General features: G+C 57.6%; 22 protein-coding genes. 11 read left to right on the top strand and 11 right to left on the bottom strand.

Features of this window, described 5'->3' with window-relative positions:
- Nucleotides 1-11 precede the first annotated feature (11 nt).
- The 10 genes from PM04_RS01315 to PM04_RS01360 are packed head-to-tail and all read left to right on the top strand — an operon-like array spanning nt 12 to nt 11,486.
- Nucleotides 12-833, top strand: a complete 822-nt coding sequence (locus PM04_RS01315; RefSeq protein ID WP_038002888.1) for an ABC transporter ATP-binding protein — start codon at nt 12-14, stop codon at nt 831-833.
- Entirely contained in the window at nt 833-2,002 is a 1,170-nt protein-coding gene (locus PM04_RS01320; protein ID WP_052068301.1) for a phenylacetate--CoA ligase family protein, read from the top strand. Before PM04_RS01315 ends, PM04_RS01320 begins: the two co-directional genes overlap by 1 nt.
- A 1-nt stretch (nt 2,003) precedes the next feature.
- A complete protein-coding gene (locus PM04_RS01325) occupies nt 2,004-3,182 on the top strand; it encodes an acetyl-CoA C-acyltransferase (RefSeq protein WP_038002892.1) in 1,179 nt (392 codons plus the stop codon).
- 3 nt (nt 3,183-3,185) lie between these two features.
- Nucleotides 3,186-3,944, top strand: a complete 759-nt coding sequence (locus tag PM04_RS01330; protein WP_038002895.1) for an SDR family NAD(P)-dependent oxidoreductase — start codon at nt 3,186-3,188, stop codon at nt 3,942-3,944.
- Nucleotides 3,945-3,947: 3 nt separating this feature from the next.
- Entirely contained in the window at nt 3,948-5,087 is a 1,140-nt protein-coding gene (locus PM04_RS01335; protein WP_038003820.1) for an acyl-CoA dehydrogenase family protein, read from the top strand.
- Nucleotides 5,088-5,103: 16 nt separating this feature from the next.
- Nucleotides 5,104-6,267: an acyl-CoA dehydrogenase family protein gene (locus PM04_RS01340; protein ID WP_038002897.1), complete on the top strand. Its 1,164-nt coding sequence runs from the start codon at nt 5,104-5,106 to the stop codon at nt 6,265-6,267.
- Nucleotides 6,267-7,871 carry a carboxyl transferase domain-containing protein gene (locus PM04_RS01345; protein ID WP_038002901.1) on the top strand — a complete coding sequence of 535 codons (1,605 nt, stop codon included), beginning with the start codon at nt 6,267-6,269 and terminating at the stop codon, nt 7,869-7,871. The genes PM04_RS01340 and PM04_RS01345 overlap by 1 nt, the downstream gene beginning before the upstream one ends.
- A gap of 9 nt (nt 7,872-7,880) precedes the next feature.
- Nucleotides 7,881-9,857, top strand: a complete 1,977-nt coding sequence (locus tag PM04_RS01350) for an acetyl/propionyl/methylcrotonyl-CoA carboxylase subunit alpha (protein ID WP_038002903.1) — start codon at nt 7,881-7,883, stop codon at nt 9,855-9,857.
- Nucleotides 9,850-10,704: a hydroxymethylglutaryl-CoA lyase gene (locus tag PM04_RS01355; RefSeq protein ID WP_038002907.1), complete on the top strand. Its 855-nt coding sequence runs from the start codon at nt 9,850-9,852 to the stop codon at nt 10,702-10,704. Before PM04_RS01350 ends, PM04_RS01355 begins: the two co-directional genes overlap by 8 nt.
- Nucleotides 10,704-11,486 carry a crotonase/enoyl-CoA hydratase family protein gene (locus PM04_RS01360; protein ID WP_038002910.1) on the top strand — a complete coding sequence of 261 codons (783 nt, stop codon included), beginning with the start codon at nt 10,704-10,706 and terminating at the stop codon, nt 11,484-11,486. The genes PM04_RS01355 and PM04_RS01360 overlap by 1 nt, the downstream gene beginning before the upstream one ends.
- A gap of 90 nt (nt 11,487-11,576) precedes the next feature.
- Here the strand turns inward: PM04_RS01360 and PM04_RS01365 are convergent, their stop codons facing one another.
- Genes PM04_RS01365 through hisD form a run of 6 tightly spaced genes read right to left on the bottom strand, consistent with a single transcriptional unit; the run spans nt 11,577 to nt 16,852 of the window.
- On the bottom strand, nt 11,577-12,701 hold the full coding sequence (locus PM04_RS01365) for an alpha-hydroxy acid oxidase (protein WP_038002913.1): 1,125 nt from the start codon (nt 12,699-12,701) through the stop codon (nt 11,577-11,579).
- A gap of 3 nt (nt 12,702-12,704) precedes the next feature.
- Complete coding sequence (gene comE, locus PM04_RS01370) at nt 12,705-13,259, bottom strand: sulfopyruvate decarboxylase subunit beta (protein ID WP_038002915.1); 555 nt, start codon at nt 13,257-13,259, stop codon at nt 12,705-12,707.
- A gap of 1 nt (nt 13,260) precedes the next feature.
- Nucleotides 13,261-13,758, bottom strand: coding sequence for a decarboxylase (locus PM04_RS01375; protein WP_038002918.1), 498 nt, complete (start codon nt 13,756-13,758; stop codon nt 13,261-13,263).
- Nucleotides 13,759-13,785: 27 nt separating this feature from the next.
- Nucleotides 13,786-14,790 carry a zinc-binding dehydrogenase gene (locus PM04_RS01380; RefSeq protein WP_038002921.1) on the bottom strand — a complete coding sequence of 335 codons (1,005 nt, stop codon included), beginning with the start codon at nt 14,788-14,790 and terminating at the stop codon, nt 13,786-13,788.
- On the bottom strand, nt 14,787-15,542 hold the full coding sequence (locus tag PM04_RS01385) for an SDR family NAD(P)-dependent oxidoreductase (protein WP_038002924.1): 756 nt from the start codon (nt 15,540-15,542) through the stop codon (nt 14,787-14,789). Before PM04_RS01385 ends, PM04_RS01380 begins: the two co-directional genes overlap by 4 nt.
- Nucleotides 15,543-15,544: 2 nt before the next feature.
- Nucleotides 15,545-16,852 carry a histidinol dehydrogenase gene (gene hisD / locus PM04_RS01390; protein WP_038002927.1) on the bottom strand — a complete coding sequence of 436 codons (1,308 nt, stop codon included), beginning with the start codon at nt 16,850-16,852 and terminating at the stop codon, nt 15,545-15,547.
- 143 nt (nt 16,853-16,995) lie between these two features.
- Between hisD and PM04_RS01395 the strand changes: the two genes are divergently transcribed.
- Complete coding sequence (locus PM04_RS01395) at nt 16,996-18,027, top strand: LacI family DNA-binding transcriptional regulator (protein ID WP_038002929.1); 1,032 nt, start codon at nt 16,996-16,998, stop codon at nt 18,025-18,027.
- Between the two features lie 6 nt (nt 18,028-18,033).
- On the opposite strand, the gene phoB is transcribed toward PM04_RS01395, so the two are convergent.
- The 5 genes from phoB to pstC are packed head-to-tail and all read right to left on the bottom strand — an operon-like array spanning nt 18,034 to nt 23,083.
- Nucleotides 18,034-18,723 (bottom strand): phosphate regulon transcriptional regulator PhoB, encoded by a 690-nt coding sequence (gene phoB / locus PM04_RS01400; protein ID WP_038002932.1) that lies wholly within the window; start codon nt 18,721-18,723, stop codon nt 18,034-18,036.
- Nucleotides 18,724-18,738: 15 nt separating this feature from the next.
- Nucleotides 18,739-19,452, bottom strand: coding sequence for a phosphate signaling complex protein PhoU (gene phoU / locus PM04_RS01405; RefSeq protein WP_038002934.1), 714 nt, complete (start codon nt 19,450-19,452; stop codon nt 18,739-18,741).
- Between the two features lie 26 nt (nt 19,453-19,478).
- Nucleotides 19,479-20,276, bottom strand: coding sequence for a phosphate ABC transporter ATP-binding protein PstB (gene pstB / locus PM04_RS01410; protein WP_038002936.1), 798 nt, complete (start codon nt 20,274-20,276; stop codon nt 19,479-19,481).
- Between the two features lie 12 nt (nt 20,277-20,288).
- A complete protein-coding gene (gene pstA, locus PM04_RS01415) occupies nt 20,289-21,617 on the bottom strand; it encodes a phosphate ABC transporter permease PstA (RefSeq protein ID WP_038002939.1) in 1,329 nt (442 codons plus the stop codon).
- Nucleotides 21,614-23,083: a phosphate ABC transporter permease subunit PstC gene (pstC, locus tag PM04_RS01420; protein ID WP_038002941.1), complete on the bottom strand. Its 1,470-nt coding sequence runs from the start codon at nt 23,081-23,083 to the stop codon at nt 21,614-21,616. Before pstC ends, pstA begins: the two co-directional genes overlap by 4 nt.
- Nucleotides 23,084-23,109 lie beyond the last annotated feature (26 nt).

The following is a 23,109-nucleotide window of genomic DNA, read 5'->3' on the forward strand; positions in this document are numbered from 1 at the left end:
AGGACACCACAATGCTGGACAAATCACCAGTTGAGACCCTGCTAGAGGTCAACAACATCGAGGTGATCTACAACCACGTGATCCTCGTGCTGAAGGGCGTTTCGCTCACGGTGCCCAAAGGCGGCATCACAGCACTTTTGGGGGGCAACGGGGCGGGCAAGACCACTACCCTTAAGGCGATCTCGAACCTGCTGCACTCCGAGCGTGGAGAGGTCACCAAAGGGTCGATCATCTACCGTGGCGAGCGGGTACAGGACAGCTCTCCCTCCGATCTGGTGAAGCGGGGCGTGATCCAAGTCATGGAGGGTCGCCACTGTTTTGAACACCTCACGATTGAAGAAAACCTGCTGACCGGCGCCTACACCCGGACTGAGGGGCGTGGATCGGTACAAGATGATCTGGAGATGGTTTATAACTATTTCCCGCGGCTCAAAGAGCGGCGCAAAAGTCAGGCGGGCTATACCTCTGGTGGTGAGCAGCAGATGTGCGCAATCGGTCGCGCCTTGATGTCTCACCCCGAGACGATCTTGCTGGACGAGCCATCGATGGGATTGGCGCCGCAGCTGGTTGAAGAAATCTTCACCATTGTGAAGAACCTGAATGAGCAAGAAGGCGTTTCGTTCCTGTTGGCAGAGCAAAACACCAACGTGGCCCTACGGTTTGCCCATCATGGCTATATCCTCGAAAGCGGGCGGGTCGTGATGGAAGGCCCGGCAGCGGATCTGCGTGAAAACCCAGACGTTAAGGAATTCTACCTCGGAATGTCCGAAGAGGGGCGCAAAAGCTTTCGCGATGTGCGCAGCTATCGTCGTCGGAAACGGTGGTTGTCATGATGCCGGATCCGCGGGAAGTCCGCTCCCCCAAGGCGCGCGCGGCTGAGCAGTTGGCCCAATTGCACGCGCTGTTTCCCGAAACAGCACAAATGTCTGACATTTTTGAATTGGCGGCTTTGCCAGTGTTACGGAAGGGGGAATTGTGCGCATCGCAGGCTGTAACCCCACCATTGGGTGCCCTGCGCGCCCAGAATGTCAGCCATATTTTTCAATCCCCGGGGCCGATTTACGAACCCGGCGGCCTCGCACCTGATTATTGGCGCTTGGGTCGGTTTCTGCGTGCGATGGGTGTGGAGGCAGGCAGCGTTGTGCAAAACACGTTTGCTTATCATTTCACGCCGGCCGGGATGATGTTTGAGAGTGCGGCGCGCGCTCATGGCATGACCGTGTTTCCTGCGGGTCCGGGCAACACGGCCGCGCAGGCCGAGGTCGCGGCATCGATTGGCACGACCGCCTATATCGGGACGCCAGATTATCTGGCCACGATCCTCGATAAAGGGGCTGAATTGGGTCTCGATCTGTCGCGGATTACCCATGCTGCCGTCTCTGCTGGGCCGCTATTTCCGCAAACCCGCCAGGCTTATGCCGACCGTGGGATCACCTGTCGGCAATGCTATGCCACGGCGGACGCTGGTCTGATTGCCTACGAAAGCAGCGATTGCACCGATGGTATGATCATTGATGAAGACGTCATCGTTGAGATCGTCACACCCGGCACGGGTGCTCCCGTTGCCGAGGGTGAGATTGGTGAGGTTCTGGTTACTGTCCTTAATCCCGACAATCCGTTGCTAAGGTTTTCTACCGGCGACCTGAGCGCGTTTATGACTGCTGGTGACACGTCTTGTGGCCGTACCAACCGCAGAATTGTGGGGTGGCGGGGCCGTGCGGACCAAGCCGCCAAGGTTAAGGGGATGTTTATCCGGCCTGAGCAGGTTGCGACCCTTGTTGCGCGTCATGCCGATGTCGCCCGTGCCCGGGTTGAGGTCACCCGCGCTGATGGTGCCGATCACATCGCGGTACAGGTTGAGACTGATGGCGGCGATGCCCATGCAATCGCGGCGTCTGTCCAAGATATCCTAAAACTCCGTGCCGATGTTACGCTGCTTGCGCCCGGTGCGCTGCCTCGTGATGGTGTGGTGATTGCGGATCTTCGTCCAATAGAGAGCTGATATGAAAGACGTGTTTATTGTAGCCGCCGCCCGCACACCCATGGGCGGGTTCCAAGGTGTTTTCCGAGACCTGACAGCGCCAGAACTGGGCGCCGCAGCCATCAAAAGCGCACTTGAAGGTGGCCACATCTCGGTGGATGCCGTGGATGAAGTGCTCATGGGCTGCGTGCTGCCCGCTGGCTTGGGCCAAGCACCCGCTCGCCAGGCGGCTATGGGCGCGGGGTTAAGCATTAACGTGCCGTGCACAACGGTAAACAAAGTGTGCGGGTCAGGCATGAAGACGGCGATGCTTGCCTTTGATCAAATCCGGGCAGGTACCAGCGATGTTGTGGTCGCCGGTGGGATGGAGAGCATGTCAAATGCGCCCTATCTCTCGGCCAAAACACGCGCCGGAGCCCGTTTGGGGCACGCCTCTTTGTTGGACCATATGTTTACGGACGGGCTGGAGGATGCGTATCAAACCGGCACCCTCATGGGCGTATTCGCAGAGCAATGCGCCGAGGCGTATCAATTCACGCGCGCCGATCAGGACGCCTATGCGATCGCTTCGCTGAACCGTTCATTGAGCGCCGACGCGGCGGGGCATTTCGCATCTGAAATCAGTCCGGTCACGCTCAAAACCCGCAAGGGAGAGAGTGTCGTGACAGCTGATGAGCAGCCGCAATCGGCGCGGCCTGAAAAAATTCCACAGCTAAAACCTGCCTTTAAAGCTGACGGGACGGTTACTGCAGCGAACTCGTCTTCGATCTCCGATGGCGCGAGCGCGGTCGTTCTGGCCTCAGCTGAGGAAGTCGCGGCCCACGGGTTCACCCCGCGCGCGCGGGTTTGCGGCCATGCGACGTTTGCCCATGCTCCAGACTGGTTTACGACCGCACCGATCCACACCGCTAAAAAGTTGTTGGATCAGTTAGGGTGGGGCGCGGACGATGTGGACCTGTGGGAGGTTAACGAAGCCTTCGCAGTGGTCGCCATGGCGTTTATCCGTGATATGGACCTGAGCCATGAAAAGGTTAACGTCCATGGCGGAGCCTGCGCGCTTGGTCATCCCATCGGGGCGTCAGGTAGTCGGATTTTGGTAACCTTGTTAAACGCGCTCGAAACACATGACCAGCGCCGTGGCATGGCTGTCATTTGTCTGGGCGGTGGTGAAGCGACTGCGGTCGCCATCGAAAGGGTGTAAGCTATGCAAATTGGAACGAATACACCGGCGATTGTGACTGGTGGCGCGTCTGGATTGGGGCGCGCAGTGGCCACACGATTGCGGGCTGCGGGTGCGCCGGTCACCTTGTTGGACCGTGCGCCAAGCGGGGCGGATGTGGCCGCCGAACTGGGGGCAGACTTCATCGCCGTGGACGTCACCCAACCCCAAGACGTCGCCGACGCTTTGGCGCAGGCGCGCGCCTCCCAAGGTCAGGAACGTATCTGCGTAAACTGCGCAGGGATCGCGCCAGCTGCGCGTACGGTGGGACGCGAAGGTGCCCATGATGCGGCGTTATTTCAGCAGGTTATCAACGTGAACCTCGTGGGTAGCTTTAACGTGGCCAGCCAGTCTGCCGCTGGGATGGCAGCGCTTTCATCCGAAGATCCTTGCGTCGGCGTGATTATCAACACCGCGTCCATAGCCGCCTACGAGGGTCAAATTGGACAAGCGGCCTATGCGGCTTCCAAGGGCGGGATTGTTGGCATGACTTTGCCGATGGCGCGCGATTTGGCCAAGGCCCGGATCAGGGTGGCCGCCATTGCGCCCGGCATTTTCGGCACCCCGATGGTCAAAGGTTTGCCCGAGGACGTGCAGGAAGCATTGGCTGCAGGCATTCCGAACCCATCCCGTTTGGGCGCGCCGGAGGAGTTCGCCTCCCTCGTGGCCCATATTATTGATAACGACTTTCTTAACGGTGAGGTCATCCGCTTGGATGGTGCCACCCGTTTGACCCCGAGGTAGATGATGGATTTCGCACTAAGCCCCGAACAAGAAGCCATTTTCGACATGGCCAAAGCCTTTACTGAGGCTGAGATTGCCCCACACGCAGCCGCGTGGGACACAGCGGGCGAAATTCCAAAAGACCTGTGGCCCAAGTTGGCTGAGTTGGGGTTTGGCGGTCTGTTCGTGTCCGAAGACGCGGGCGGTTCGGGTCTCTCTCGACTGGATGGCACCTTGGTGTTCGAAGCGTTGTCGCGGGGATGCGCCTCCGTGGCGGCGTTCTTGTCGATCCACAACATGTGCGCCGGTATGATTGATCGCTTTGGTGATGCAGACCTCAAAGGTCGCATGTTGCCCGGCGCAGTCTCAATGGAGCGGTTTTTTGCGTATTGTCTTACAGAGCCGGGATCAGGGTCGGACGCTGCCGCTTTGAAAACACGCGCAGAGCGGACAAACGAAGGCTACGCGCTGACGGGGACCAAGGCGTTCATCTCTGGCGGTGGCTATGCAGACGCTTACATCGTTATGAGCCGCACGGGCGAGGCGGGACCAAAGGGTGTAAGCGCTCTCATCGTGGAAAAAGACACGGATGGTCTGTCGTTTGGCGGGCTTGAGGACAAGATGGGGTGGCGTAACCAACCCACCCGTCAGGTTCAGCTGGACGATTGCAAAGTCCCGGCCGAGAACCTGTTGGGTGAGGAGGGGCGCGGCTTTTCCTATGCGATGGCCGGGCTTGATGGAGGACGGTTGAACATCGCGGCCTGCTCGCTCGGGGCGGCACAAGCGGCACTTGATGATACGCTGGCTTATATGGCCGAGCGTAAAGCGTTTGGTCGTTCGATCGATCAATTCCAAGCGCTGCAATTCCGTTTGGCCGATATGGAGGTTGAGCTGCAAGCCGCCCGCGTTTTGCTGCGTCAAGCCGCGTGGAAGCTAGATAATAAGGCGCCTGACGCGACCCACCATTGCGCAATTGCCAAAAAGTTCGTGACCGAAGCGGGCTCTCGGGTTGTGAACGATTGCCTGCAACTACATGGTGGATATGGATATTTATCTGACTACGGGATTGAAAAACGCGTCCGCGATTTGCGCGTGCACGAAATCCTTGAAGGCACGAATGAGATTATGCGGATGATTATCGCACGCGCGATGGTGCAAGGTTAAGGCAGAGGAAGAACAGATGTTCACAGCAACAATGAATTTCGGCCTCGGAGAAGAGATCGACGCGCTGCGCGATATGGTCCATCGTTGGGCACAAGAGCGGTTGAAACCACGCGCGGCAGAAATTGACGCAACCAATTGTTTTCCAAAAGATATGTGGAAAGAGCTTGGTGAGCTGGGCCTTTTGGGCATCACCGTGCCAGAAGCGGACGGCGGGTCAGGGATGGGGTACCTCGCGCACGTGGTCGCGGTTGAGGAAATCGCCCGCGCAAGCGCGTCCGTTTCGCTGTCTTATGGCGCGCATTCGAACTTGTGCGTTAACCAAATTGCGATCAACGGCTCGCCTGAGCAAAAGGCGCGCTACTTGCCGGATTTGATGTCTGGGGCGAAGGTTGGTGCTTTGGCAATGTCCGAGGCCGGCTCTGGTTCGGATGTTGTATCGATGAAGCTGCGCGCGGAAAAACGTAATGATCATTACCTGTTAAACGGCACAAAGTACTGGATCACCAACGGCGGTGAAGCTGGCACATTGGTCGTTTACGCAAAGACCGACCCGGAGGCAGGCAGCAAGGGCATCACCGCATTTCTGATTGAAAAAGACATGCCCGGCTTCACGCAATCGGCGCATTTCGATAAATTGGGGATGCGAGGGTCCAACACGGTTGAGCTGGTTTTTGACAACGTCGAAGTACCCTATGACAACGTCCTTGGCGAAGAAGGGCGGGGCGTTCAGGTCCTGATGTCCGGCCTTGATTATGAACGAGTTGTGTTGTCGGGCATTGGCACCGGGATTATGGCGGCATGCCTAGATGAGGTGATGCCCTACGTGGCTCAGCGTAAGCAGTTCGGCCAACCGGTTGGAAACTTCCAGCTCATGCAGGGCAAAATTGCAGATATGTACACCAAGATGAATTCTGCCCGGGCTTACGTTTATGCCGTGGCCGCCGCCTGTGATCGGGGTGAGGTGACGCGTCAAGACGCCAGCGCGTGCGTGCTCTACGCCTCGGAGGAGGCAATGAATGTGGCACACCAAGGGGTGCAGGCCATGGGCGGTGCGGGGTTCGTCAACGACAGTGCCGTTGCCCGGATTTTCCGTGATGCCAAACTGATGGAGATCGGGGCAGGGACCTCTGAGATCCGTCGCATGCTTATCGGTCGTGAGATGATGGGAGCGATGTCCTAATGGGCGTTTTGACCTCATCGATTGTCGTTGGATCAGACACTTACAAGGCCAACGAACATGCGCACCTAGAAGCCCTTGGCGAGGTGCAAGAGGTGGCCGAGACTGCACTGCGTGGTGGCAGTGATGCGTCGCGTGCGCGGCACGTTGAGCGGGGCAAATTGCTTACGCGCGACCGGGTGGATCAACTGCTCGATCCGGGCTCACCGTTCCTTGAGGTCGGTCTTTTCGCAGCGCACGGAATGTATGATGACGCCTGTCCTGCTGGCGGCATGGTGGCTGGGATTGGTCGCGTCTGCGGGCGCGAGGTGATGATCCTTTGCAACGACGCAACGGTTAAGGGCGGCACGTATTTTCCTGTCTCCGTTAAGAAACACCTCCGCGCCCAAGAGATTGCTGAGGCCAATCACCTGCCCTGTATCTACCTTGTCGACAGTGGCGGTGCGAACCTGCCCAATCAGGATGAGGTTTTTCCTGATCGTGACCATTTTGGACGGATTTTCTTTAACCAAGCCAACATGTCCGCCAAAGGTATCCCGCAGATCGCAGCCGTGATGGGGTCGTGCACCGCCGGTGGTGCCTATGTGCCAGCGATGTCTGATGTCACGATCATCGTTAAGGAACAGGGCACAATCTTTTTGGCCGGTCCGCCCTTGGTCAAGGCTGCCACTGGCGAAGTTGTTAATTCCGAAGATTTAGGTGGTGGTGACGTTCATACGCGCCTTTCGGGCGTCGCGGATTATTTGGCGGAGAACGATGCACATGCGTTGGAGCTGGTCCGCCAAGCGGTATCCTCGCTCGGTCCACAAAAGGAACGCGCGCTGCTAGCGGATCATGACGCTCCGCTGTTTGACCCGTCCGAATTGCTCGGCGTGGTGCCCGCAGATTTACGCACCCCCTATGACGTGCGTGAGGTGATTGCACGGCTGGTAGACGGATCGCGGTTTGACGAATTCAAAGCGCGTTTTGGCACGACCCTCGTATGCGGCTTTGCAGAGATTTGGGGCCAAACTGTCGGCATCATCGGCAACAACGGTGTTCTGTTTTCGGAGGCTGCATTGAAGGGCGCGCATTTTGTCGAATTGTGCTCTCAACGCAAAATACCATTGATCTTTTTGCAAAATATCACAGGATTTATGGTCGGTCGCGCCTACGAAAGCGGCGGCATCGCGAAGGACGGCGCCAAGCTTGTGACCGCCGTGGCGACATCTGCGGTGCCCAAGGTGACGGTGCTGATCGGTGGTTCGTTTGGCGCTGGCAACTACGGGATGTGCGGGCGCGCGTATGATCCGCGGTTTGTTTGGACGTGGCCGAACAGTCGGATTTCGGTAATGGGCGGCGCGCAGGCGGCCGGTGTTCTGGCGACCGTAAAGCGCGATGGAATTGAGCGTAAGGGTGGCGAGTGGAGTGAGGAGGACGAAGCCGCATTCAAGCAACCCACGCTCGACATGTTTGAAGCCCAGTCACATCCGCTCTATGCCTCGGCGCGGTTGTGGGATGATGGTATTATCGATCCGCGCAAAACACGCGATATCCTCGGCCTCTCGCTATCGGCCTGTGCTAACGCGCCAATTGGGGACACCCGATTTGGCGTATTTCGGATGTAGGACAGGTTTATGGGAATTAAAAAACTCTTAATCGCCAATAGGGGCGAAATTGCGTGCCGAGTTATCTCCACTGCGCGTCGGATGGGGATCCGTACGGTTGCTGTTTATTCCGATGCCGATCGCGATGCGCAGCATGTGCGAATGGCGGATGAGACCGCGTATATTGGCCCCTCGGCCGCACAGGAAAGCTACCTGAATATCGATAGTTTAATAGCGGCAATCCGGCTCACTGGGGCGGATGCGGTTCATCCGGGCTATGGATTCCTCTCGGAAAACGCCGCATTTGTGGAGGCTGTCGAGGGGGCTGGTGCCGTCTTCGTCGGCCCACCTGCGTCGGCCATCCGCGCAATGGGGCTTAAGGATGCGGCAAAGGCGTTGATGGCTGAGGCCGGTGTGCCGGTTGTGCCGGGGTACCACGGGGCGGACCAATCTCCTGAGGTTCTCGCGCAACAGGCCGCTGAAATCGGCTATCCCGTCATGATCAAGGCCCGCGCGGGTGGCGGGGGCAAGGGAATGCGCCATGTCACGCGCCCTGAGGATTTTTTACAAGCGCTTGAAGGCGCCCAACGAGAGGGTGAAGCCAGCTTCGGCGATCCATCTGTTTTGATCGAAAAATTCATCACCCATCCTCGGCATATTGAAGTGCAGGTGTTTGCCGACAGCCACGGGAATTTCGTTCATCTTTATGAACGTGACTGCTCGCTTCAACGCCGTCATCAAAAGGTTATCGAAGAAGCTCCGGCGCCCGGAATGACACCAGAACTGCGCGCACACTTGGGTGATATCGCCCTACGCGCTGCCCGGGCGGTCAACTATGTCGGGGCAGGGACGGTTGAATTCATCGTGGATGGCTCTGGCCTGCTAAGGGCCGACGGATGCTGGTTCATGGAAATGAACACGCGCCTTCAGGTTGAACATCCGGTCACCGAAGCGATCACCGGAATTGATCTTGTTGAATGGCAGCTTAACGTTGCTGCGGGCCTCCCGTTGCCGCTAGCGCAGGCGGACATCCCCCTTCGTGGACATGCGATGGAGGCGCGCATCTATGCAGAGGATGTTCCCAAGGGCTTTCTGCCTGCAACGGGGCGCTGTTCTCAGGTCGCGTTTCCGTCTGGGGCGTCCTTTGCGCACGGTGATATTCGGATAGATAGTGGCGTGGCGCAGGGGGATGAGATCAGCGCCTGGTACGATCCGATGATTGCCAAGCTCATCACCCACGGTGATACGCGTGAGGCCGCGCTTTCGCGGCTAACGCAGGCTCTTGAAGATACGCGCATCGTGGGGCCGACAACTAATGTCACGTTCCTTCATCAATTGGCCTCTTTGTCTACTTTTGAGACCGGAGCGGTTCATACCGGGTTGATTGAAAACCATCTGGATGCGTTGACACAAGAGAGTGAACCGGACGCGGCTTCATGGGCGCTCGCGGCTCTCACCATGTTGGATTTGCTTCATGCACAGCCACTGCGCGGATGGCGTGCATGGGGGCAGGCGCGCTATGTTTGTCAGCTTGCGCACGGTGATCAAAGCGTTGAAATCGGCGTGACGGATGCCGGTGAGAGCCGTTACATCGTCGATGAAAGCCGTTACATCGTGGAAATGCGCGATGATGCCCGAATTCTTGTGTCACAGGACGGTGGGCCGGGACGCTCTTATTGCGTGCATCGTGACAAAGAGACTGTCACCGTCTTTTCTCAGAGCAAAGCCTTTGTCTTCAAACGGCGTCCGCAGGGCGGACAAGCAGAAGCCGCCGCTGGTGATGGCCGCATCATGGCGCCTATGCCAGGGGTGATCAAAGCAGTTTCATGTGCAGTCGGTGATCATGTTGAGGCAGGTACGCCGCTGATCGTAATGGAAGCCATGAAGATGGAGCACACACTCGTGGCCCCCAAAGACGGCGTCATATCATCCGTCACAGTGGTTCCGGGTGCGCAGGTTAGTGACAACGCCGTCTTGATTGAGTTCGAAGAGACCCAAGATGACTGATGTTCGAATTGTTGAAGTTGGGCCGCGTGATGGATTGCAAAATATCGCAACCTTTATCCCGACGGAGAAAAAGATCGCGCTGGTTGACCTGTTAAGCAAGTGCGGATTCCCTGAGATCGAGGTGGCCAGTTTCGTCAGCCCGAAATGGGTGCCACAGATGGCTGATGGGGCTGAAGTGCTATCGGGAATTACCCGTACGGCTGGCGTACGTTACACAGCCCTCACGCCGAATTTGCGGGGGCTCAAGGGGGCGGTTGAGGCGACGGTTGATGGTGTCGCAATCTTCGCTTCTGCCTCAGAAGGTTTTAGCAAGGCCAATATAAACAAGTCTGTAGAGGAAAGTATTCATCTATTTTCTGAAGTTGCAACGGAGGCCCAATCTGCTGGGTTGCCCGTTCGCGGATACGTTTCGTGCGTGACGGACTGTCCCTATGATGGCCCGGTTTCGCCCTCGGATGTAGTCCGGGTGGTTGAGGCATTTGCCGCTATGGGATGCACTGAGATTTCGCTCGGCGATACAATCGGGCAGGGCACGCCTGACCGGATCGCGGCAATGCTGGACGCGGTCTTGCTTGTGATGCCAGCAGCCCAATTGGCGGGGCATTTTCACGCAACGAATGGGCTGGCGCTTGATAATGTCGACGTGGCCTTGGAATACGGTTTGCGGACCTTTGATAGTGCGATTGGTGGCTTGGGTGGCTGTCCATATGCGCCGGGCGCGCAAGGCAATCTGGCAACAGAGGACCTTGTGGCACACCTTGAGAAACGTGGGTTTGAGAGTGGGATTAACCATGATGCTCTGGCTCAGGCTTCGCAATTTGCCAAGACCTTAAAGGGACCAGAGTAATGGCGTACCAAACCCTGCATATCGCGTCAGATGGTTCTGGCGTAATGGTCTTGACACTCAATCGGCCAGAAAAACGGAACGCTTTGTCAGCCACAATGATTGCGGAACTTACTGATTTTGCAAAGGAAATGGCCAAAAATCCGACCGCACGGGCCATTATCCTTCGGGGTGAAGGATCTGTTTTCTGTGCTGGTGGTGACTTGGGATGGATGCATGATCAGATCAAGGCTGATCGGGCGACACGGATCGTCGAGGCCCGCAAACTTGCCATGATGTTCAATGCTTTGAACGAAATGCCAGTGCCATTGATCGCGGAAATCCACGGGGCTGCGATGGGCGGCGGTGTTGGCTTGGCCTGTGTGTGTGACGTGGTGATCGCCGCGGACACTGCAACGTTTGGCCTGACAGAAACGCGGCTTGGGCTGATCCCGGCGACGATTGGGCCGTATGTGGTTGCGCGCTTGGGCGAGGGCGCGACGCGGCGTGTGTTTATGTCGGCTCGGCGGTTTGATGCGGCTGAAGCGCAGGCACTTGGTTTGGTTGCGGACGTTGTACCTGAGGCCGAATTGAGCGCACGTGCGCTGCAAGAAGCCGCGCCTTATCTGAAGGTTGCGCCGCGTGCTGTCGGCGCTGCGAAAGCGATGGCCCGCAAGCTTGGGGCACCAATCACGACAGAGATCATCGATGCGTCAATTGAGGCACTGGCTGATACTTGGGAAGGCGATGAAGCCGCCGAAGGGATCGCCGCATTTCTTGAAAAGCGGGCGCCATTGTGGGATTGAGTGTCCTCAAATCATAACTCCCATAATAGATATTATGTATTCTTTTCGACCCATATGAATGAAAGATGCATTACAAGCCATTGATTTAATTTATTGCATCCGCAGATGTTTGAGTTCTTCAATCGTTGTGCATCCGAGCTGCGCCATAGTAATTGAGACATCTTGCGATAGCAGATCCCAGTATTGCGCCAACGTTGCGGCCCCACCGGCTGCGCACGCAAATTGCATTCCACGCCCCAAGAACACGAACGATGCACCTTGGACATAGGCTTTCACAATGTCCTCGCCGCTTCGCACGCCGGTGTCATAGAATAACGGGTAGTCTGGGCCGATTGCGTCGCGGATATCCCGCAGCGCTTCGATTGGTGGCACGCCGCTGTCCAGCTGACGGCCTCCATGGCTTGAAACTTGGATTGCATCAACACCAGCGTCGCGCAATTTGAGCGCATCGCCCACGTGACAAACCCCTTTGGCCACCAGATTGCCGTCCCACATCTCGCGGATACGCGCCAAAAAGCCCCAATCGGCGCGCGCGCGGCTTTCGGTGCGATCAAAGTCCCAACCGGGTTCGGTGAAGTTGGCCATGTCCGGTTTGCCCGCGATCAACGAACCGATGGACCATTCGGGATGGAGCGCGAAATCAATGAATTGCGGCACGCCAATCTTGAACGGCATTTTGAAGCCTCGTCGCAATTCACGCGGTCTGCGACCGACCTCTGGCACGTCCAAAGTGACAATCAATGTCTTGTAACCGGCGTCTTTTGCGCGCTGAACCAGCCGCTCCGTGCCGGAACCATCACCGCTGAAGTAGAGTTGAAACCATGCATTGCCATCAGAGACTTTATGTATACTTTCCAATGATGTAGACGCAACAGTTGATGCGCCAATGGGGACATTGTGTTGCGCTGCAATCTTGGCCAACATCAGGTCCGCGCCGGGTCGCGATAGATTGCACATCCCCATGGGCGCGATGCCGAAGGGCACCTGACAGTGCTGGCCAAAAACGGTGGTCGAAATATCCCGCGCGCTGACGTTTCGCAGTACGCGAGGGGTCAATTGAATGGAGCGGAGAGCCGCACGATTGCGCGCCTCCCCTGCCCCTGTGCCCGCGGCCCCGTCGATATAATCGAACACCATCCAAGGCAGATACCGCTGGGCCGCAGCCCGGGCATCTTCGTATGAATGAATGTCGGTTTTCCAGGGGCCGCGGATCATGGCTTAGGCTTTCACCGCCTCCATAAACCGATCCCGGATATTGACCGGGTCGCGAGTGATGACAGGTAGTTTGATGTTGCCGCTGTCGCATTTGCACACAATGATCGTCATCTTTTTGCTGTCGATCGCCTCTTGCAGCACTTTACCGGTGTCGACGTCTTGGCATTCTACCACGTTTTCACAGCCACAGGCCTTGGCCACTGCGGTCAAGGACGTGAGTTTGCCCGCGTATGTTGGCTGATCACCGGTCGAACCGTAAGAGCCGTTATCAACGATCAAAAGGATGAAATTGTCTGCCACATTGTTGGCAATGGTGGGCAATGTGCCCATGTTTGTCAGGATTGATCCGTCGCCATCAATCGAAATAACGGTTTTGTCCTGCGCCAAAGCGACGCCCAAACCGATCGAACTGGCCAAACCCATAGTGCCCAGCATGTAGAAGTTGGTGGGCTGATCATCGATAGAATGCAGCTCTTGGCTGGGCAGACCGATGTTACACACAACAAGATGCGGGCGCAGAATTGGTGCGATTTCGCGCAGAATTTCAGAGCGGATCATATCAGTAACCTCCCCAGAACGTCGCATCAGTCAGGATTGCGACGGGTTTGTTGCACATGAAGGTGTATTTCAGGATCGCGTCGAATTCTTCAACGTCGGATTCCTTGTGGAAATGGTATGTCGGTATGTTCAGCTGTGCCAACAAGGCCTTGGTGTGAACGGCCATCTCCGCTTGGCAGGCCACTGGCTCTTTCAGCTCACCCCGGTACGAAATCAACATCGGCAGAGGCATCCGGTAAAACTGCGTGAGGGTCACGAGCGTGTTGATTGTCACACCGATTGCAGTGTTCTGCATAATGATCGCCGGGCGTTTGCCGCCCATGAATGCGCCGGCGCACAGGCCCATGCCTTCGTCTTCTTTGTTCGACGGGATGTGGTAAATCTCGGGGCGCGCTTCGCACTCTTCGATAACGCCGCCGAGCTGTTTGCACGGAACCGTCGTAATAAAGGACACATCGTTTGCGACGAAATCGTCAACGATTTTCTTGCTTATTGACAAGGGCTTATACTCCTTGAGGGTGATGGCTCAAACCGAGCCGGATGTAGGGTTGAGGATAATTTTCGCAGCGGATGTTGCGCCTGCGCGGATATCAGTGAAAGCGCTTGCACCTTGTGAAAGCGGACGCATGTCAATCCAATCCAGCCGCCCCATGCGACCATCAAAGATCGCCTGAGCGGTGTCTTTGAAGTCTTCGGCCGTATAGGTGTAGATGCCCAAAAAGCGGATCCCAAGGAGCGTCATACGACGAATATCAAGGCCGCCTTCGTCTTCTCCGAGCCCGATATGCACAATCGCCCCACCGCGGGCAGCACACCGACTGGCCGTAACACGGGTGGCGGCATAACCGACCGCATCCACGACGATATCGGCAGTGCCTTCATCCGGGGTTTTTTCAGTGCTCAGGATCGTGATGCTATCAAGGCTTTCGAGCCGTGCTCGGCGGATGGGGTTAGGTTCTAGAATAGCCACCTTTTCAACGCCTTGCGCCTTTAGGGATAGTGCAGCGCCGACACCAATCGCCCCACCGCCCAGAACAAGCGCGGACAGTTCTGCCGTTGGTTGGCTAAAGCCGTGAAGGGCCTGTCGGGCACCCTGCCACCCACAGGCAATTGGCTCCGCGAGGGCGGCATGCTCAAAAGGCACGTGATCAGGTACGGTGACCAAATTATGCTCAGGGATCGCGACATAATCCGCAAAAGCGCCTTCGCGGGGTGTCATAGAAATGATCTGTCGATGCGCGCAAAGGTTGGTGTGCCCTCGCTTGCAATCAAGGCAAACACCGCATGCCATCAATGGGTTAATCGTCACGCGCTCACCATCCCGCGCCCCGCCGGTGATGATGCCCGCGGCCTCATGCCCAAGGATCAGTGGCGCAGGACGCCGTGCGTCGTGACCCAGAAAGGCGTGCATATCAGAGCCGCAAATTCCGGAGGCTTGAATTTTGACCAAAACCTCGCCCTCAGCGGGCACCGGATCAGGCACATCCATGTATGAAAGCGCTTCCACGCCTGTGTAAACCAAAGCCTTCATTTCGCTGTGAACCCCCCATCCACATAGAGCACCTGCCCCGTTACATACGCACTCGCGTCGGAGCAGAAAAAGAGCAATGGACCGTCTAGATCCGCAGGCTCACCGTTGCGACCGATGCACGTCTGATCCGCAAGCTTTTGCGAAAGCACCTCGTCCTCGAACACGGGTCCGGTCAGTTCGGTGCGAAAAAAACCTGGCGCCAAAGCGTTTGTAGTAATCCCATAGCGCGACCAAGCTTCCGCCATTGCGCGAGTGACTTGGGCAATGCCGCCCTTGGATGCGCCGTAGCTTATGCCATTGGGCATCGCACGTTCGGACTGCAACGAGGCGAAATTCACGATCCGACCCCAACCGTTTTTCTTCATCCCGGGCATCAACCCCTGCGCCAAAAAGAACGGCGCGTTTAGGTTAAGCTCCAAGGTGCGATCCCAATCCTCGTGAGAGATCGTATCCGCGGGCGCCCGTGTATTGATACCTGCCGCATTGATCAGAATATCGATATCACCGAATGGCTTACGAACCGCAGATAATGTATTACCTAAACAAGACCTGTCGCCGAGGTCAGCTGTTACGCAGGCAGTCCTGCCACCGACATCGGCCCGCCACTCCTCCAGTGCGTCAGCCCGCCGGGCAACGCCGACAACCTTGCATCCAGCAAAAGCCAAAGCCGTTGCGGCAGACCGCCCTAAGCCGCTGCTGGCCCCCGTCACACAAGCCACCTTTCCGGCGATGTTCCAAAGGCCAGGAGCCATGATTATTCAGCCGCCGTCAGGTTGAAGTTTTCCCCGGGAAAGAACTTGGCCAAACGCGCATCCGCAGCGCGTGCGTGGCCTTCCATCCCTTCAAGCCGTGAAATACGCGCCGTTGCTTCGGCCACAGGCTTGCAGCCTTCTCGTGTGGCGCGCTGCCATGTCACGATTTTCATGAACTTGTGTACCGACAACCCGCCTGTGTACTTCGCCGCGCGTGAGGTCGGCAAAACGTGGTTGGTGCCGGATGCTTTGTCGCCAAAGGAAACCGTGGTCTCTTCGCCTAAAAACAGCGAGCCATAGCAGCTGAGCGTATCGAGCCACCAATCAAGATCTTCGGCCATGACCGTTAGGTGCTCAGGCGCGTATTCGTCTGAGGTCGCTGCCATCTCGGCGCGATCGGCGCAGAGGATGACCTCGGCATAATCGCGCCACGCGGCTTCGGCGTTGTCGCGGTTCAACTCGGGCAGGTCTTCGATCAGTTTGGGTACCATCGTCATGACGGTTTCGGCCAAATCGCGGTCATCCGTGACCAACCAGACGGGTGAGTTGTAACCGTGCTCCGCTTGGCTGACGAGGTCCGTCGCCACAAGGAAGGCGTCCGCAGTTTTGTCAGCAAGGATCAAGCTGTCCGTCGGGCCTGCAACCATGTCGATGCCCACGCGGCCAAACAAAATGCGCTTTGCTTCGGCGACGAATTGGTTGCCGGGGCCCACGAGGATGTCCGCCTCGGGCAATCCGAACAGACCGTAAGTCATTGCTGCTACACCCTGAACCCCGCCCATCGACAGGATTTTGTCCGCGCCACACAGGTGCGCGGCGTAGATGATTGCGGGGTTCACACCCTCACCGGGTTTGGGGGGGGAGCAGACGGTGATGTGTTTGCAACCGGCCACTTTGGCCGTTGTTACGGTCATGATTGCGCTGGCCACGTGGCTGTAACGCCCGCCCGGAACGTAGCAGCCCGCTGCTTGCACCGGGATGACCTTTTGACCTGCGATAAGGCCGGGCACAACCTCAAGGGTGACGTCTGTCATCGTGGATTTTTGCGTCTCAGCGAAGTTGCGCACGTTGTTGTGTGCAAATGCAATGTCATCTTTCAACTGCTGCGGGACCTTGGCGGCAGCTGCCGCAATATCCTCGGACGTCAGCAAAACGGGACCGTCCCACTGATCGAACTTGGCGGCATAGCGCAGGGCCGCTTCATCGCCACCGGCCTGAATGTCATCAAGGATACCCATCACCGTTGCACGCACATCGCTTGCATCGGTTTGAGCCGTTTTCGTCGCTTTTTTCAGATATTCCCGCGTCATGAGCGCCTCGTTTTCAAAAGACCTAGAGATCGGAGTGCGAATCGTAACCTTCGCTTTGGGATCAATGTAAGCGCTTACATTGCCTCTGTGCAAGCGCTTACATTTGAGTTATGATGAACCAAGTATCGAAACGGGAGGCCGTCATGAACATCGCCAAAGCAACTCTCAAGGATGTCGCTGAGCGCGCTGGCGTCTCTTCTGCCACCATTTCAAGGGCTTTGAATGATCCCGACAAGGTAGCGGCTGATACCCGGGCCAAGATCAACGCAGCCATTCTAGAGCTTGGATATACCCCAAATTTCGGCGCGCGCGTGCTGGCGTCCAACCGGACGGGCACGGTTGGTGCCGTAATCCCCACCCTGTCAAACGCGATTTTCGCCAGTGGTGTGCAGGCCTTTCAAGAGGTTCTTGATGAAAACGGCATCACCCTGTTGATCGCGACCACAGATTTCGATCCCGAGAAAGAGCTGTACCAAGTGCGCCAACTCTTGGCGCATGGTGCTGCGGGATTGTTGTTGGTGGGGGCGGATCGTCCTTGGACAACGCTGGATTTCATTGAAAAGCACGGCGTGCCCCATGTATTGGGCTGGTGCGCCCATGCTGATAGCGACCAAACTTGTGTGGGCTTTGACAACGCGGCTGCCGCCTATGATGCAACGCAACGTGTGCTGATGCAGGGGCATCGACGCATCGCGATGATCAGCGGGGAATGTGCTTCAAACGACCGGGCGCAGGCGCGTTTGGATGGTGTGCGTCGGGCGATCTCGGATCATGGGCGCGGCGCGGCGCTTCTCTCGGTGACCGAGGCGAAATACCTTTTGCAAATGGGTGCTGAGGCGTTCGTAACCGCCTATTCAACCCGGCCGCATCCCACCGCGATCATCTGCGGTAACGATGTTTTAGCGGCGGGTGCGATGATCCAAGCGCGCGAGATGGGCCTTGATATCCCCGGTGATATTTCGATCGTGGGCTTTGATGATATTGGCTTGGCGCGGGCCGTGCACCCGGGCCTCACCACCGTTCGTGTTCCGCAAAGTGAGATGGGCCGTCAGGCGGCAGAGCAGCTCTTGGCTAAGATTTCAGGCGAAACACCGCCCCCTAACCCAGAGCTGCAAACCGAGTTTATCATGCGCGGCACCCTAGCGCCGCCCAAACAGGACATTGGGCTGCGTTAAACCGCCCTACCCAAGCGCGTAGCCCGCGCCGCGCACGGTGCGAATGGGGTCTTCGGATTGGGTTGCGTTACGCAAGGCCTTGCGCAGGCGCCCCACGTGGACATCGACGGTCCGGCTGTCGACATAGATGTCGCGCCCCCAAACCCGGTCCAACAACTGATCGCGCGACCAAACCCGCCCGGGCCGCTCCATGAAGGCCGATAGCAGCCGGAATTCGGTCGGCCCAAGGTCCACGGGCATTTCAGCGCGGTAAACGCGGTGCTCGCCCACGTCCATGCGTATGTCCTCAAATGAGAGTTCTTCGCCAAGGGCCGCAGGACGTGTGCGGCGCAGTTGGGTCCGAATGCGGGCCATCAGTTCCACCACCGAGTACGGCTTGACCATGTAGTCATCCGCGCCGGTTTCGAGCCCGCGCACACGGTCAACTTCCTCAGATCGCGCCGAGAGCATGATGACAGGAATGCGCGCGGTGGATGGCTTTGCTTTGAGCTGGCGGCACACCTCAATCCCTGAGACTTCCGGCAACATCCAGTCGAGCAAGATCAGGTCCGGCTCTTCTTCGCGCGCCAGGGTCAGCGCTTCATCCCCGGCCTCCGCCGTGAGAAGTTGGTAGCCCTCGGCCTTCAAATTGTAGCTCAACACTTCGCGCTGAGACGGTTCGTCCTCAACCACCAAAACCATTGGATCGCGTGACATGGCGGGTCCTCAAACCTATGCGGTGGGCGCGTCGGGGGACACGCTCGACATTTTGCTGCGCTCTTCGTCGGGGACTTCGCCCGTGACAAGGTAGACCACCTGTTCGGCGATGGACGTCACATGGTCGCCCATGCGTTCCACGTTTTTGGCCATGAAATGCAGGTGCATACAGACAGTAATGTTGCGCGGATCTTCCATCATGTGGGTCAGATAATTGCGGAACAGCGCGTCGTACATTTGGTCCACATCGTGGTCGCGGGCACGGACATCAAGGGCCAGATCGGGGTCGCGTTGGATGTAGGCATCCAGCACGTCCTTGAGCATCATCTCGACCGAGCGGGCCATGCGGCGCAGCGCCTCGGATGAACCATCGATGCGGTCATGTTCCAGCACAACGCCGGTCCGGCGCGCGATGTTCTTGGAGTAATCCCCGATCCGCTCAAGGTTGGCAGCAATCCGGAAAACGGACAAAACTGTGCGCAAGTCAGACGCTTGGGGGGCACGTAGCGCGATTACACGGGCGGCCTCTGTCGAGACCTGCTCTTCCAACGCATCAATGGTTTTGTCAGCGGCACGCACGGCCAAAGCCAGCTCGCTGTCGCGGTTCACCAATGCCGTGATTGATTGGTCGATGCTTTGCTCGACCAGTCCGCCCATCTTCATGATCATCGCCTGAATGGCTTCGAGATCACGGTCAAAAACGGACGCAATATGTTCTTGTTCAACCATCTAAAGTGCTTTCTTTGCCTTGGCAGTTAACCGATGCGGCCGGTGATATAGCTTTCGGTGCGCGGGTCTTCGGGGTTGGTGAAAATCTTGGTCGTGTCGTCAAATTCAACCAGATTGCCCAAGTGGAAAAACGCGGTTTTTTGGCTGACGCGCGCGGCCTGCTGCATGGAGTGGGTCACGATTACGACCGAAAACCGGGAGCGTAGATCGTCGATCAATTCTTCGACCTGAGCCGTTGCAATCGGGTCGAGTGCTGAGCATGGCTCATCCATCAACAATACCTCGGGCGAGGTCGCGACAGCACGCGCAATGCACAGTCGCTGCTGCTGACCGCCGGACAACCCTGTGCCCGGTGCGGTGAGACGGTCTTTGACCTCATCCCATAGGGCGGCGCGGCGTAGCGATGTTTCGACGATCTCATCCAGTTCGGTCTTGGACCGGGCCAGCCCGTGGATTTTGGGGCCGTAAGCGACGTTGTCATAGATCGACTTAGGGAACGGGTTGGGCTTTTGAAAAACCATCCCGACCTTGGCGCGCAGTTGTACGGGATCCACGCGTTTGTCGTAGATATCCTCATCGTCCAACAGGATTTTGCCCTCAACCCGGCAGATATCAATGGTGTCGTTCATCCGGTTCAAACACCGCAGGAACGTTGATTTACCACACCCCGAAGGGCCGATAAACGCAGTGACCGTCTTGTCTTGGATATCGACCGTGACGTCCTTGATGGCGTGGTTGTCGCCATAAAAGACCTGCACGTCGCGCGCTGTAATCTTTAGCTGGTTGGTGTCCACAGCTCTCTCCGTCAATCGCATGTCATTCATATCCATACCCTCTTACCAGCGGCGTTCAAACCGGCGGCGCAACAAAATGGCCGCGATGTTCATGATCAGGAGGAAAGCCAGCAGGACGATGATCGCGCCGGAGGCTCTTTCCACGAAGGCCGGATCGGACCGTGTGGTCCAAATGTAGACCTGCACTGGCAGGGCTGTGGCCGGGTCCTCTAGTCCCGCAGGTGGGGCTGAGGGGTAGTTTTGCACCAACGCGACCATGCCGATCAGCAGCAAAGGCGCTGTTTCACCCAACGCTTGGGCAAGGCCGATGATCGTGCCGGTCAAGATACCGGGGGCCGCCAAGGGCAGGACATGGTGGAACACGGTCTGCATTTTGGAGGCGCCAAGGCCAAGGGCCGCATCGCGGATCGACGGGGGCACCGATTTGAGCGAGGCGCGCGTTGCGATGATGATCGTGGGCAATGTCATCAGCGTCAGGACCAAGCCGCCCACCAATGGAGCCGACTGCGGCAGGCCCGCAAAGTTGATAAAGATCGCCAGACCCAAGATCCCAAACACAATGGATGGCACCGCAGCGAGGTTTGAGATGTTGACCTCAATCAAGTCGGTCCAGCGGTTCTTGGGGGCGAATTCCTCAAGATAGATCGAGGTGGCGACGCCAATGGGCAGCGCCAAGGCCAAAACCACCATCATCATGTAGAGTGAGCCCAAGAACGCGACGCCAAGACCCGCGGCCTCCGGCCGTGTGGGAGAGCCATCGGTGCGGGTCAGGAAACCGCGGTTAAAGCGGGTCTCCATGATCCCTGCATCCGCGAGTTGCTGTGACAGTTCCAACTGCTCGGGCGAGATGCGGCTATCACGCTCGGCGATCTCCATGGTCACGCGACCTTTGAAGTAGCCATCCACACGCCCGTTGGCGAGAAACCGAAACTCTTGGCGCAGCGGCCATGTTTGATTGCCCAAGGCTGCCATCCGCAGGTCAGCAGGCGCCTGCCCCGACAAAAGACCCATCGCATCCTTGATCGATACAACATCGCCCAACTCCGCCGTGGCGAGCCGCTGTTCCAGCCCGCGCTGGATCAGCTTTTTGTATTTACCGGTTTTGAGCATCGAAGCCTCAGCCGCCTCAAACTCAGCCTGAGTGACGGTGATCGGCAGTGTCACAAATGTCTGGCGGAATGAGCTGAGACCTTGGCTCAGCACCGAGGACACCAGAATGATCAGCATCGTCACACCGACGCCAATGGCCGTAAGCCCGTAGGCTTTGAAGCGTTTCTCGGCCGCGTTACGCCGCTTGACCCGGTCGTCTTGCTTGAACAGCGACGAGGCGGACGGCGTGGCGGGGGTGCTGTTGGCGATTGCGTCGCTCATTCGTACTGCTCCCGGTATTTACGAACAATGTAGAGGGCCAGCACATTCAGACCCAAGGTCATAACGAAAAGCGTGAGGCCAAGAGCAAAGGCCACAAGCGTTTCTGGGCTGGAAAAGTCGGTGTCACCCGTGAGCTGGCTGACGATTTTGACGGTTACGGTGGTCATGGCCTCAAACGGGTTGAGGTCCAGCTTTGCCGCAGCCCCTGCCCCCAATACCACGATCATGGTTTCCCCGATCGCGCGGGATGTGGCCAGAAGGATCGCGCCGACGATGCCGGGCAGTGCAGCTGGAATGACGACCTGACGGATCGTCTCCGAATGGGTGGCGCCAAGGCCAAAGGACCCGTCGCGCATGGCTTGGGGGACGGCGTTAATGATGTCATCCGATAGCGATGACACGAAGGGGATCAACATAATGCCCATGACCAAACCGGCGGTCATCACCGATGAGGAGGACGAGCCCAACCCCATAGGTTCCGCAATGAAGTCACGCAGGAACGGCCCTACAGTGATCAGCGCGAACAGGCCGTAAACGATGGTCGGGATGCCCGCGAGCACCTCAATCACTGGTTTGGCGAAGGAACGCATCCGGGGGCTGGCGTATTCGGACATATAAATCGCCGCGAACAGCCCGATGGGCACAGCCACCGACAGCGCGATAAACGAGATATAGAGCGTGCCCCACAATAGCGGGATCAGGCCGAACTCGGACAATCCACCGCGCCCCGAAAAGCTGGGGTCCCAGACGGTGCCAAAGAAGAACTCGACCCAGTTGTATTGAGTGAAGAAATTGCGTGTCTCAAATAACATGGAAAAGACGATGCCGACAGTGGTCAGGATCGCGATGGTCGAGGCAAGGATCAAAAGCCCCTTGATCACGCTTTCAACGACGTTGCGCGCGCGGAAGTTTTTGTCCGTGCGGACATAGGAAAAGGTCAGCCCCGCCGCCCCAAGCGCAAGAACAAGAACCGTCATCAGGATGTTCATCGTGCTGGACAGCTCACGGTATTGTTGGGCGGCGTTCAGGATCGGTGCATCAACCTCGGACCCAAGGGCCACACCGACGCTGCCCAACCGTTCCCGCACGTCGACGAATTCGGTGCGGATGTTGCGGGCCTCATCTGCGGTCATCGCGCCTTGATCCACCGCAACATCAAGCCCTTCGGCCACACGGCGCACGTCGGACATGACCAATGAACGGGTCGTGTCCTCAGAAATCGCGGTTTCGGGCAACAGGCTGCTGATGCGGCTTTCGATATAAATCGGCTGAAGGATCAACCAAAGACCCAACAAAATCAGCGATGGTACGGCCAAGAAAAGCGCCGAGTTGTAGCCATAATAGCTGGGAAGCGAATGCAGACTGCGCATATCGCCCCCTGCTGACGTCATGGCCCGGGCCCGCCCGAGGAAAAACCCGATGATCGAAAACACAAGGATCAGGGTCAAAATCCAAATCACAGGCATGGTGCGGTCCTTATCGGCAGTAGAAG

It is taken from the genome of Thalassobacter sp. 16PALIMAR09 (assembly GCF_000765485.1).
Classification (GTDB): domain Bacteria; phylum Pseudomonadota; class Alphaproteobacteria; order Rhodobacterales; family Rhodobacteraceae; genus Thalassobacter; species Thalassobacter stenotrophicus.